The sequence below is a fragment of the Rhodococcus sp. O3 genome (genome assembly GCF_048897285.1).
In the GTDB taxonomy this organism is placed as follows: Bacteria; Actinomycetota; Actinomycetes; order Mycobacteriales; family Mycobacteriaceae; genus Rhodococcus.
The window spans coordinates 1-11,949 of the sequence record NZ_JBMBTE010000042.1; the positions used below are offsets into that span (position 1 = coordinate 1).

Annotated in this window: 14 protein-coding genes; 3 read left to right on the forward strand and 11 right to left on the reverse strand. The window is 70.0% G+C overall.

The window, feature by feature from the left end:
* From prcA to ACN675_RS13965, 5 genes are all read right to left on the reverse strand, one after another.
* Nucleotides 1–654, reverse strand: a 654-nt coding sequence (gene prcA, locus ACN675_RS13945) for a proteasome subunit alpha (protein WP_420751407.1), incomplete at its 3' end; no start/stop codon positions are given.
* Complete coding sequence (gene prcB, locus ACN675_RS13950) at nucleotides 651–1,505, reverse strand: proteasome subunit beta (RefSeq protein WP_420751408.1); 855 nt, start codon at nucleotides 1,503–1,505, stop codon at nucleotides 651–653. The genes prcA and prcB, both read right to left, overlap by 4 nt.
* The gene (locus ACN675_RS13955) at nucleotides 1,502–1,693 is read right to left on the reverse strand and encodes a ubiquitin-like protein Pup (protein WP_059384481.1); all 192 of its coding nucleotides are present in this window, start codon (nucleotides 1,691–1,693) and stop codon (nucleotides 1,502–1,504) included. Before ACN675_RS13955 ends, prcB begins: the two co-directional genes overlap by 4 nt.
* A gap of 156 nt (nucleotides 1,694–1,849) precedes the next feature.
* Nucleotides 1,850–3,343 carry a depupylase/deamidase Dop gene (gene dop, locus ACN675_RS13960; protein WP_248676276.1) on the reverse strand — a complete coding sequence of 498 codons (1,494 nt, stop codon included), beginning with the start codon at nucleotides 3,341–3,343 and terminating at the stop codon, nucleotides 1,850–1,852.
* Nucleotides 3,344–3,393: 50 nt separating this feature from the next.
* Nucleotides 3,394–3,777, reverse strand: a complete 384-nt coding sequence (locus ACN675_RS13965) for a nitroreductase family deazaflavin-dependent oxidoreductase (protein WP_420751409.1) — start codon at nucleotides 3,775–3,777, stop codon at nucleotides 3,394–3,396.
* 81 nt (nucleotides 3,778–3,858) lie between these two features.
* Here ACN675_RS13965 and ACN675_RS13970 point away from each other — a divergent pair, with 81 nt between their 5' ends.
* Nucleotides 3,859–4,398, forward strand: a complete 540-nt coding sequence (locus ACN675_RS13970) for an NUDIX domain-containing protein (RefSeq protein ID WP_420751410.1) — start codon at nucleotides 3,859–3,861, stop codon at nucleotides 4,396–4,398.
* A 51-nt stretch (nucleotides 4,399–4,449) separates the two neighbouring features.
* Here ACN675_RS13970 and arc read toward each other — a convergent pair whose 3' ends face one another.
* Nucleotides 4,450–6,219, reverse strand: a complete 1,770-nt coding sequence (arc, locus tag ACN675_RS13975; RefSeq protein WP_420751411.1) for a proteasome ATPase — start codon at nucleotides 6,217–6,219, stop codon at nucleotides 4,450–4,452.
* 194 nt (nucleotides 6,220–6,413) lie between these two features.
* Between arc and ACN675_RS13980 the strand changes: the two genes are divergently transcribed.
* Nucleotides 6,414–6,896, forward strand: coding sequence for a nuclear transport factor 2 family protein (locus ACN675_RS13980; protein ID WP_420751412.1), 483 nt, complete (start codon nucleotides 6,414–6,416; stop codon nucleotides 6,894–6,896).
* A gap of 68 nt (nucleotides 6,897–6,964) precedes the next feature.
* Here the strand turns inward: ACN675_RS13980 and ACN675_RS13985 are convergent, their stop codons facing one another.
* Nucleotides 6,965–7,816 carry a tRNA (adenine-N1)-methyltransferase gene (locus ACN675_RS13985; protein ID WP_248676274.1) on the reverse strand — a complete coding sequence of 284 codons (852 nt, stop codon included), beginning with the start codon at nucleotides 7,814–7,816 and terminating at the stop codon, nucleotides 6,965–6,967.
* A 195-nt stretch (nucleotides 7,817–8,011) separates the two neighbouring features.
* Here ACN675_RS13985 and ACN675_RS13990 point away from each other — a divergent pair, with 195 nt between their 5' ends.
* Nucleotides 8,012–8,839 (forward strand): thioesterase family protein, encoded by an 828-nt coding sequence (locus ACN675_RS13990; RefSeq protein WP_420751413.1) that lies wholly within the window; start codon nucleotides 8,012–8,014, stop codon nucleotides 8,837–8,839.
* A gap of 99 nt (nucleotides 8,840–8,938) precedes the next feature.
* Here ACN675_RS13990 and hisG read toward each other — a convergent pair whose 3' ends face one another.
* The 4 genes from hisG to ACN675_RS14010 all read right to left on the reverse strand — a co-directional run bounded on the left by hisG (nucleotide 8,939) and on the right by ACN675_RS14010 (nucleotide 11,949).
* A complete protein-coding gene (gene hisG / locus ACN675_RS13995; RefSeq protein ID WP_420751414.1) occupies nucleotides 8,939–9,802 on the reverse strand; it encodes an ATP phosphoribosyltransferase in 864 nt (287 codons plus the stop codon).
* An 80-nt stretch (nucleotides 9,803–9,882) separates the two neighbouring features.
* Nucleotides 9,883–10,164, reverse strand: coding sequence for a phosphoribosyl-ATP diphosphatase (locus ACN675_RS14000; RefSeq protein WP_197250468.1), 282 nt, complete (start codon nucleotides 10,162–10,164; stop codon nucleotides 9,883–9,885).
* Nucleotides 10,165–10,198: 34 nt separating this feature from the next.
* The gene (locus tag ACN675_RS14005; protein WP_420751415.1) at nucleotides 10,199–11,086 is read right to left on the reverse strand and encodes a pseudouridine synthase; all 888 of its coding nucleotides are present in this window, start codon (nucleotides 11,084–11,086) and stop codon (nucleotides 10,199–10,201) included.
* Nucleotides 11,087–11,088: 2 nt separating this feature from the next.
* A complete protein-coding gene (locus ACN675_RS14010) occupies nucleotides 11,089–11,949 on the reverse strand; it encodes a rhodanese-related sulfurtransferase (protein WP_420751416.1) in 861 nt (286 codons plus the stop codon).

The following is an 11,949-nucleotide window of genomic DNA, read 5'->3' on the forward strand; positions in this document are numbered from 1 at the left end:
GCGGCGCGGCCGGGGCTTCTCGAGCACCGCGACCTCGAGCTCCCCGATGCCCAGGGTCCGCGGCGCCGCCTCCGATCCGGTGCCGCGCTGCAGCGCCGTCACCGCCACCGCGACCGCGGCATCGAGCTCGAGACCGGGCCGATAGGCCTCGCGCAGCGCGGTCGCGATCGGCTCGGTGGTGCCGCCCATCACCACGAACTGCGGTTCGTCGACGATCGACCCGTCGTAGGTGATCCGATACAGCTGCGGCGCGTCCTCGGTGTCGGACCGGCCCACCTCGGCGACGCAGATCTCCACCTCGTACGGCTTGGGCTGGTCGGTGAAGATCGACCCGAGGGTGGAGGCGAATGCGTTCGCCAGCGACCGGCCCGTCACGTCCCGCCGGTCGTACGCGTAGCCGCGCATGTCCGCGTGCATGATCCCGGAGCGGCGCAGGCTCTCGAACTCGTTGTACTTGCCGACCGCCGCGAAACCCACCCGGTCGTACAGTTCGCTGATCTTGTGCAGCGCCTTCGACGGGTTCTCCGCGACGAACAGCACCCCGTCCGCGTAGATCAGGGCGATCACGCTGCGGCCGCGGCCGATGCCCTTGCGTGCCAACTCCGAGCGATCGCGCATGATCTGCTCGGCGGACGCATAGTACGGAAGCGTCACTGCCCACCTCCTGCGGTGCGGTCGGCCACGATCGCGCGGGCCAGTTCGGACAACGTCGCCTCGGGCACCATCGTCGCCCCGGACGCGGTGATCACCGCGGCGGTCGGATAGATGCCGCGGGTGGTGTCGGGGCCGCCGGTGCCGCTGTCGTCGTCGGCCGCGTCGTACAGCGCCTCCACCGCGGTGCGCAGCGCGTACTGCTCGTCCGCGTCCGCCCGGAACAGCTTCTTCAGCGACGACTTGGCGAACAACGACCCGGATCCGACGGCGTGATAGCCGGCGCGTTCGTCGTACCGGCCGCCGACCACGTCGTACGAGACGATGCGACCGGCGCGGCGCGAATCGATGGCGTCGAGATCGAACCCGACCAGCAGCGGCACCACGGCCAGGCCCTGCATGGCCGCGCCGAGGTTGCCGCGCACCATCGAGGAGAGCCGGTTCGCCTTGCCGTCGAACGTCAACGGCACACCCTCGATCTTCTCGTAGTGCTCGAGCTCGACCGCGAACAGCCGCACCATCTCCACGGCCAGGCCCGCGGTTCCGGCGATGCCGGCCGCGGAGTAGTCGTCGGTGATGTGCACCTTGTCCACGTCGCGGCTCGCGATGAGGCTGCCCATCGTGGCGCGCCGGTCACCGGCGAGCAGCACCCCACCGTCGAAGGTCACCGCCACGATCGTCGTGCCGTGCGGGGCGATCTCGCCGAGCGTCCCGAGCTGACCGCCGAACCGGTTCTCCGGCAGCAACTCCGGGGCGTGCATCCGCAGGTGCTCGGTGAACGACGACATCTCAGACGCGAGGTGCAGCCGGGGCTGCACCTCGCGATAGGGAAGGGAGGAACGATCCGTTGTCACTGGCCGCCCTTCTGCACGTAGGCCCGCACGAAGTCCTCGGCGTTCTCCTCGAGCACGTCGTCGATCTCGTCGAGAAGATCGTCGGTTTCCGACGCCAGCTTCTCGCGCCGTTCCTGACCGGCACCACCGTCGCCGACGACTTCGTCGTCGTCGCCACCACCGCCGCGTGTGGTCTGCTCCTGCGCCATAGCCGCGACCTCCTCGATCACTGTGGTGTCCGGCTCCGGTCGACGACCGGACGGGCCACCATCCTGCTCAGAACTCCACCCTACCGAGCCGACCCGGTACCGAGTGCGACTTGTGGGTGCGGCGCGCCCGTGTGTCGGCGCGCACGCACCCTCCGGTCAGTGCGTCAACTGGTCCACCAGCTCGGCCGCCGACTCCACCGACTCGAGCAACGCACCGACGTGCGCGCGGCTGCCGCGCAGCGGTTCGAGCGTCGGGATCCGCACCAGCGATTCCCCGCCGAGATCGAAGATCACCGAATCCCAGCTGGCGGCGGCGATGTCCGCGCCGAAGCGGCGCAGGCACTCCCCGCGGAAGAACGCCCGGGTGTCCGCCGGCGGGGTGTGCACCGCGTCGAGCACCTGCTGTTCGGTGACCAGCCGCTGCATCGAACCGCGGGCCACGAGCCGGTTGTACAGGCCCTTGTCGAGGCGCACATCGGAGTACTGCAGGTCCACCATGTGCAGCCGCGGCGCGGACCACGCCAGCCCCTCCCGGTTGCGGAAACCCTCCAGCAGCCGCAGCTTCGCCGGCCAGTCCAGCAGGTCCGCGCATTCCATCGGGTCGCGTTCGAGCAGGTCGAGCACCATCGCCCACTTGTCGAGGATGTCGAGGACCCGCTTGTCCTCGGTGCCGTCGTGGAACTCGGCGGCCCGCTCGTGGTAGATCCGCTGCAACGCCAGCCCGGTCAGCTCCCGCCCGTCGACCAGCGCCACCGTCTTGCGCAGCGTCGGGTCGTGGCTGATGTGGTGCACCGCGGTCACCGGCCGCGCCAGCTGCAGATCGGACAGGTCGACGCCGGCCTCGATCAGGTCCAGCACCAGCGCGGTGCTGCCCACCTTCAGGTAGGTGGCCATCTCCGCCAGGTTCGCGTCGCCGATGATCACGTGCAGCCGCCGGTACTTGTCGGCGTCGGCGTGCGGCTCGTCGCGGGTGTTGATGATGCCGCGCTTGAGGGTGGTCTCGAGTCCCACCTCGACCTCGATGTAGTCGGCGCGCTGCGACAACTGGAACCCGGCCTCGTCCCCGGACTGCCCGATCCCGACCCGGCCGGACCCGCAGATCACCTGCCGGGACGCGAAGAACGGGGTCAGGCCCGCCACCACCGCCGAGAACGGGGTGTCCCGCGACATCAGGTAGTTCTCGTGGGTGCCGTAGGAGGCGCCCTTGCCGTCGACGTTGTTCTTGTACAACTGCAGCCGCGGCGCCCCCGGCACGCTGGACGCGTGCCGCGCCGCGGCCTCCATCACGCGTTCGCCGGCCTTGTCCCAGATCACCGCGTCCAGCGGGTCCGCGACCTCCGGCGCCGAATACTCCGGATGCGCGTGATCGACGTACAGCCGCGCCCCGTTGGTGAGGATCATGTTGGCGGCGCCGACCTCGTCGGCGTCGATGATCGGCGCCGGTCCGTTGAAGCGGCCCAGGTCGAATCCGCGGGCGTCCCGCAGCGGCGATTCCACCTCGTAGTCCCAGCGGGTGCGCTTGGCGCGCGGCACCCCCTCGGCCGCCGCATACGCCAGCACCGCCTGGGTGGAGGTCAGGATCGGGTTAGCCGTGGGTTCGTTGGGTGAGGAGATCCCGTACTCGACCTCGATACCGATGATCCGCTGCATGGCATCGAGACTAGGTGATCACCGCCGCGGCGGGAGTGCGGCGGCCCCGATCACCCGGCGGCGGCGGTGCAGTCCAGGTAGTCGTGGGCCCCGATCGTGGTGAGCACCCACCGCACCGGCGGCGGTGCCCACGCCGCGTGCGGGTCGTGGCCCGGCCGCGGGTCGGTCAACGGCACGGCGCGGCCGTGGGTGATCACGGTGCAGCCGCCGGCGGCCCGCACGTTGCGCAGCCAGTCCACGTCGGTGCCGTAGGTCAGCGCGAACCGGTACCGGTCGCCGTCGACGAAGACGTTGACCGGGGTGCGGTAGAGCCGGCCGGAGCGGCGGCCGCGGTGTTCGACGACCGCCATGTACGGCAGGTGCGCCGCCAGCGGCCGCACCAGGCGATTGGTGACGACCCGGTTGAATCGGGCCAGGGTCGTGGGCAGCGGCATCGGCGGACTCCCTCCGGGCGGTATGCCGGGCGCACCGCCTCGACGCTACGCCGCCCGGGCCCGGGTGGCAGCATGATCCCAATGGATGCGACACCCTGGTTCGAGCGCGGCTCCGACGAACTCGTCGTCGTGTACGACGCCGCCGGCCGCTGCACCGGGCAGGCCCCGCGCTCGCAGGTGTACGCGCAGGGGCTGTGGCACGGCAGCGCCGGCGTGTTGCTGCGCTCCCCGGACCGCACCCGCGTCTACGTGCACCGCCGCTCCGCGGGCAAGACGGTGTTCGCGGCGCACCACGACTGTCTCGCCGGTGGGGTGATCGACGCCGGGGAAACTCCGATCGAGGCGGCCCGGCGGGAGCTGGCCGAGGAACTCGGCGTGACCGGGGTGGAATTGACGCCGCTCGCGACGGCCTCGTGGGACGGCAGCTGGCGCGGCCATCCGCTGCGCTGTCACCTGTGGGCGTTCGAAACCTGCTGGGGCGGGGAGGTGACGCACCAGGACAGCGAGATCGCCGCGGGCTGGTGGTGGACCCTCGACGAGCTGCGCGCCCATCTGCGGAACCCGGCGTGGCCGTTCGTGCCGGATACCCGGGTGCTGCTCGCGAACCTGCTGCAGGCGTGACGGGGTGGGCCAGGAGTCGCCCTCCCGGCCCACCCCGTCATCGCACGCCGTTTACAGGTACTGGCCGGTGTTCGACTCGGTGTCGATGGCCCGGCTGGTGCTCGCGTTCTTGCCGGTGACCAGGGTGCGGATGTAGACGATCCGCTCCCCCTTCTTCCCGGAGATCCGGGCCCAGTCGTCCGGGTTGGTGGTGTTGGGCAGGTCCTCGTTCTCGGCGAACTCGTCGACGATGGAATCGAGCAGATGCTGCACCCGCAGGCCCGGGGCGCCGGTCTCGAGCACCGACTTGATCGCGTACTTCTTGCCGCGGTCGACGATGTTCTGGATCATCGCGCCGGAGTTGAAGTCCTTGAAGTACAGGACCTCCTTGTCGCCGTTGGCGTAGGTGACCTCCAGGAACCGGTTCTCCTCCGACTCGGCGTACATCCGGTCGACGACCCGCTCGATCATCGCCCGCACGCACGCGCCGCGGTCGCCGCCGAACTCGGCGAGATCGTCGGCGTGCACCGGCAGCGCGTCGGTCAGGTACTTCGAGAAGATGTCCAGTGCCGCTTCCGCATCCGGACGTTCGATCTTGATCTTCACGTCCAGGCGGCCGGGCCGCAGGATCGCCGGATCGATCATGTCCTCGCGGTTGGAGGCGCCGATCACGATGACGTTCTCGAGACCCTCGACACCGTCGATCTCCGACAGCAGCTGCGGCACCACGGTGGTTTCCACATCGGAGGACACGCCCGACCCGCGGGTCCGGAAGATCGAGTCCATCTCGTCGAAGAACACGATCACCGGGGTGCCCTCGGACGCCTTCTCCCGGGCCCGCTGGAAGATCATCCGGATGTGCCGTTCGGTCTCACCGACGAACTTGTTCAGCAGCTCCGGGCCCTTGATGTTGAGGAAGTACGACTTGGCTTCCTTCGAATCCTCGCCGCGGGCCTCGGCGATCTTCTTCGCCAACGAATTGGCGACCGCCTTGGCGATCAGCGTCTTGCCGCAGCCGGGCGGCCCGTACAGCAGCACACCCTTGGGGGGACGCAGCGCGTACTCGCGGAACAGGTCCTTGTGCAGGAACGGCAGCTCCACCGCGTCGCGGATCTGCTCGATCTGCCGGCCCAGGCCACCGATGTCGCTGTAGTCGACGTCCGGCACCTCCTCGAGGACGAGGTCCTCGACCTCCGCCTTCGGGATGCGTTCGAACGCGTACCCGGCCTTGCTGTCGACCAGCAGCGAATCGCCGGGGCGCAGCTTGAAATTGTCCTCGGTGTCGGCGAGGTCCGCGTTCCCCGGCTCCAGGGTGCGCGCGGCGGCGGCGGCGAGCGGCGCTGCCAACCACACCACGCGTTCCTCGTCGGCGTGCCCGACGACCAGGGCGCGGGTGCCGTCGTCGAGCAGTTCCCGCAGCGCGGTGATCTCCCCGACGCGTTCGAAACCGCCGACCTCGACGACGGTGAGCGCCTCGTTCAGCCGCACCGACTGTCCGGGTTCGAAATCCGCGGTGTCGAGATTCGGTGACACCGCCACCCGCATCTTGCGGCCCGACGTGAACACGTCCACGGTCTGGTCCTCGAAGGTGCTCAGCAGCACCCCGTATCCGCTCGGTGGCTGCCCGAGCCGGTCCACCTCCTCCCGGAGGGTGATCAGCTGTTGGCGGGCCTCCTTGAGCGTTTCCATCAACTTGCCGTTGCGGACCGTCAGGGAGTCGAGGCGTGCCTCGAGGTCGCGTACCTGGTCGGACGGCTCGGCGAGCCGGCGTCGCAACGCGGCGACCTCGGTTCGCAGTTCGTCGATCTCACGGGCGGCAACCGAATCCGGGTTCTCTGACATGTGCGACTCCCTCCACTGTGGGTGTTTCCACGCTACCGGCAGTCGGGCCGATGTGCGGGGGGACACGAAACAGGCGTGTTCCGAACATGTGTCGCCGCACTCACACCACCGGTGCCGGAACCCCCCGCGGCCACGATGTTAGCCTTGCCTATCTTCAGTTTCTGTTCCGACGGTTCACACGAAAGGTGTCCTCCGTGACCATCCGCAAGCTCGCCGCCGTCGCCGCGACCGCCGCCGCGCTCACCGCCCTCACCGCGTGCAGCAGCAGCGACGACGACTCCGCCGCCGAGACCACCACCTCGGCCGCCACCACGACGACCACGTCCGCCGCGGCCGCGGAGGCCCCGGTCACCGCCGAGGTCCTGCAGCAGCAGCTGAACACCTTCTTCGACCCGGCCGCCCCGGTCGACGCCAAGGCCGCCGTCGTCGAGCACGGCGCCGACCGCACCGCCGTGCTCGAGCAGTTCAACGGGGTGCTCGTCGGCTACCCGCTCACCGGCACCGTCGGCGAGGTCACCGCCGTCGACGAGGACACCGTCACCGCCACCACCGAGGTCGCCGGCCCGCACGGCGGCGCCCCCATGCCGCTGACCTTCGAACAGGTCGACGGCCAGTGGGTCATCGCCGACGACAGCGTCTGCTCGATCTTCGACATGGGCCGCCTGCCCTGCAGCTGAGCCCGGCTACGCCGTGGCCCGGCACGCACCGAGCCACGGCACCCCGGCGAGGCCGGGCCGTGTGACTGTCAGCCCTTGCTCGGGCGGCGCTGCGGCTTCGGGGTCTCCACCCCGTCCTGCAACCGGCGGGCACTGACCAGGAACGCGGTGTGCCCCTGCATCCGATGCTCCGGACGCACCGCCAAACCCACCACATGCCAGCCGCGCACCATCGACTCCCACGACCGCGGCTCGGTCCAGCACGTCTGCTCCCGCAGCGCCTCCACCACCCGCGACAGCTGCGTCGTCGTCGCCACATAGACGATGAGCACCCCACCGGGCACCAGCGCCTTCTTCACCGTCTCGAGCACATCCCACGGCGCCAGCATGTCCAGCACCACCCGATCGACCCGCCCGTGGGTCTCCACGTCGTAGTCCGCCAGATCCGCCAGCTGCGTCGTCCAGTTCTCCGGGCGCTCCCCGAAGAATGTGGTCACGTTCCGCTCGGCGTGCTCGAGATGGTCCTCGCGCACTTCGTACGAGATCACCCGGCCGGTCGACCCGACCGCCCGCAGCAGCGAACACGTCAACGCCCCGGACCCGGCACCCGCCTCGAGCACCGTCGCCCCCGGGAAGATGTCGCCCTCCTGCACGATCTGCGCGGCGTCCTTCGGGTAGATCACCTGTGCCCCGCGCGGCATCGACATCACGTAGTCCACCAGCAGCGGCCGCAACGCCAGGTACGGGGTGCCGTTGGTGGAGGTCACCACCACGCCCTCGTCGGTGCCGATCAGATCGTCGTGCAGGATCCCGCCGCGATGGGTGTGGAACTCCTTGCCCGGCTCGAGCACCACGGTGTACTTGCGGCCCTTGGCGTCGGTCAACTGCACGCGATCACCGACCTGGAACGGTCCGCTACGCCCGAGTCCGCCTGCTGCCATCGCCGTGTCCACCCTCGTCTGCTCGCCTGTCGAATCGGCCCTGACCCTGCGCCGGACCGTCCCACAGCCTGCCAGGTCCCGCTCCCGTCGCTGCACACACCCCACCCGCCGCCGCCCGGATCCGGCACTCGGTGTCATCATCGTCGGACGGCGGTTCACCCCCGGCCGCCGCGAAGTCCCGAGGAGAGAACCGAAGTGAGCGACGCGGCCTACTACGTGCCGACGACCGGCCCGGCCGGCACCACCGACAGCGCAGTCCACATCGAGTGGTTCCGCCCCACCGACCGCACCGTCAGCACATGGGGCACCACCCTGCAGCACGGTGCGCCCCCGTCGGCGCTGCTCGCCCGCGCCCTCGACCGGTGCGAAGCCCGCCCCGGCACCCGCCTGACCCGCATCACCGTCGACCTGCTCGGACCCGTCCCGCTCACCGACCTCGAGGTCCGCTCCTGGATCGAACGCCCCGGCCGCAAGATCGAACTCGTCGTCGCCGAACTGTGGGCCGCCGGACCCGACGGCACACACCGTGCCGTGGCGCGCGGCTCCGCGTGGCGCCTGGAAACCGTCGACCTGCCCGAGGTCGCGAACGCCGCCGACGAACCGCTGCCCCCGGTGTCCGAGGCCACCCCCGCCGAACCGGACGGCGACTTCTGGCACCACGGCTACGTCGAGACCCTCGACTGGCGGCTGCTCACCCCGCTCGGCCGGCCCGGCCCCGCCTCGGCGTGGCTGCGCACCGACACCGCCCTGGTCGAAGGCGAGGAACCCACCGGGCTCGAGAAGCTGTTCAGCGTCGCCGACGTCGCCAACGGGGTCGGCTCGAAGCTGCATCCCGGCAAGTGGCTGTTCCTCAACACCGAACTGACCGTGCACCTGTTCCGCGCCCCCACCGGCGACTGGACCGGCATCCGCGCCGAAACCTCCTACGGCCCCGACGGAGTCGGCATGACCGCCGGCTCCCTGCACGACGAGCACGGCCCCCTCGGCCGCATCGTGCAGAACGTGCAGGTCCGCGCCCGCTGAGCTGCGCCCGCCGACCCTGCCCGACCCTCGATGGAACGCCGCGGCGCCGCCCCCGAACGGGGACGGCGCCGCGGCATACGTCTACAGGCGCAGGCGGGATCAGTCCACGCCGCGCATCGCCCGGCACGAGCGGATGTCCGAGGCCAGGATCGCGCGGGCCCCGATCTCGGCGAGGCGATCCATCACCGCGTTGTGGCCCTTGCGCGGCACCATCGCCCGCACCGCCACCGAATGATCGTTCGCCAGCGGCGAGATCGTCGGCGACTCCAGACCCGGCGTCACCTTCACCGCCTCGTCCAGCAGGTGCTTCGGGCAGTCGTAGTCGAGCATCACGTACTGCTGTGCGAACACCACACCCTCGATCCGGGCGATCAGCTGGTTGCGGGCCGCATCGTCCCGGTTCGACCCCTCCCGCTCGATCAGCACGCCCTCGGATTCGCACAGCGACTCCCCGAACGCCACCAGCTCGTGCTGGCGCAGCGTGCGACCCGACCCGACCACATCGGCGATCGCATCGGCGACACCGAGCTGGATCGAGATCTCCACCGCACCGTCGAGCCGGATCACCGTCGCCTCGATCCCCCGCGCCGCGAGATCCTTACGCACCAGATTCGGGTACGACGTGGCGATCCGCAGCCCCGCCAGATCCTCCACCTTCCAGTCCCGGCCCTTCGGCGCCGCATACCGGAACGAGGACCGGCCGAACCCCAGCGACAACCGCTCGGTCACCGGCGCACCGGAATCCCCGGCCAGATCCCGGCCGGTGATCCCCAGATCCAGCTCCCCGGAGCCGACATAGATGGCGATGTCCTTCGGACGCAGGAAGAAGAACTCGACCTCGTTGACCGGGTCGAGCACCGTCAGATCCCGCGAATCGGTGCGACGCCGGTACCCGGCCTCACTGAGGATCTCGGCGGCGGACTCGGACAGGGAACCCTTGTTGGGAACGGCGACGCGCAGCATTCGGGACTCGGCCTCTCTGGGGGAACAGCGACAAACGGGGGCGGGACGGTTCGGGCAAACAGACTGGGATCGATCGACGATCACAGATGCTTGTAGACGTCCTCGAGCTTCAGACCGCGCCCCACCATCAGCACCTGCACCCAGTACAGAAGCTGCGAGATCTCCTCGGCCAACTCCTCGTCGCTCTGGTACTCGGCGGCGATCCACACCTCGCCGGCCTCCTCGATCACCTTCTTGCCCTGCGCATGGACGCCGGCGTCCAGGGCGGCAACGGTGCCGGACCCCTCGGGACGGGTCACGGCACGCTCGGACAGCTCGGCGAACAGGGATTCGAAGGTCTTCACGGGAGCCCATTGTTTCATGACCGGCCCGATGCCCTGCGCGCGGCGTCCCCCGTCAGAATTCCAGCACCCGGCGACTGTCGAAACGCCGCGGCCGCCCGGTCAGCGGATCGTCGAACTCGAGGGTGCGCGCGAGCAGCCGCAGCGGATCGGTGAAATCGTCGGGCGCGCGGCGCCGGAACTGCGGATAGAAGTTGTCCCCCACGATCGGCGCCCCCAGCGAATTCAGGTGCAGCCGCAACTGGTGGGTGCGGCCGGTGCGCGGAAACAGCCGGTACCGGGCCCGGTCCCCGGCCCGCTCGACCAGGTCGATGCGGGTCTCGGCGTTCGGCTCCCCCAGCACCTCGACGGCGGTGAGCTCCCCGTGCCGCTTCCGGATGCGGCTGCGCACCACCCGCGGGAACTGCACCTCGGGCCGGTACGGGGCGATCGCCTCGTACACCTTGCGGACCCGCTGCCGCTCGAACAACTCCTGATAGGGGCGGCGCAACGCCGGGTCCGTGGTGCACAACAGCACGCCCGCGGTCATCCGGTCCAGCCGGTGCACCGGCACCAGATCCGGCAACCCCAGGTCCCGGCGCAGCCGCACCACCACCGTCTCCCGGATGTGCGCACCCCGCGGGATCGTCGCCAGGAAATGCGGCTTGTCGACCACCACCAGGCCCGCGTCCCGATACAGCACGTCCACCGCGAACGGCACCGGCACCTCCGGCGGCGGCTCCCGGTAGAAGTACACGAACCGGGTCGGCTGATAGCGGGTGTGCACGTCCACGGCGCGGCCGTGCTCGTCGACCAGCTCCCCGGCCGCGATGCGCCCGGACCAGTCCTCCCCGGGATGCGCGGCATGCAGGTATTCGACGACGGTGCGCGCGGCGGCCCCGGCGGGCATCCGCACCCGGTCCGGGCCGAGCCCGTCCCGGATCGGCAGCGGCGCGGCCGGCACGGTCAGGAACCGACCGGGTCGGGCACGCAGTCCCCGCACACCAGCGTCTGCGCCCGCCCGTTGACGTCCGGATGGTTGCGGTACCGCGAGGTCGGCGCGTCGCACAGCGAGCACCGCCCCAAGGTCACCGCCTCGTCGGAGAACTCGACGTTCATGCGCCCGTCGAACACATACAGCGAGCCCTCCCACAGGCCGCCGTCCCCGAACGTTTCGCCGTAGCGGACGATGCCGCCGTCGAGCTGATACACCTCGGCGAAACCGCGGTTGCGCATCAACGCCGACAGCACCTCGCAGCGCACCCCACCGGTGCAGTAGGTGACCACGGGCTTCGACTTGAGGTGGTCGTAGCGGCCGCTGTCGAGTTCGGCGACGAAATCGCGGGTGGTGGCCACGTCCGGCACGATCGCATCCCGGAACCGGCCGATCTCCGCCTCGAACCGGTTGCGGCCGTCGAAGAACACCACGTCGTCGCCGCGCTCGGACATCAACGCGTGCAGGGCCAGTGGCGACAGGTGCTCACCGCCGCCGACGACGCCGTCCTCGTCGACCTTCACCTCGTCCGGCACCCCGAAGGTGACGATCTCGGGACGCACCTTCACCGACAACCGCGGAAAATCGGTGCCGGTGCCGTCCGACCACTTCACGTCGGTCTCCTTGAACGCCGGATAGCTGCGCAGCCCCCGCACGTACTTCTTCACATCGGCGATGTCCCCGCCGACGGTGCCGTTGATGCCGTGCTCGGAGATCAGGATGCGCCCGGTCAGGTTGTGCGCCGACGCGAGGGTGTGCTGCCACAACCGGATCGCCTCCGGATCGGGCAGCGGCGTGAACTTGTAGAACAGCACGATCTTCGGGACGGCCAT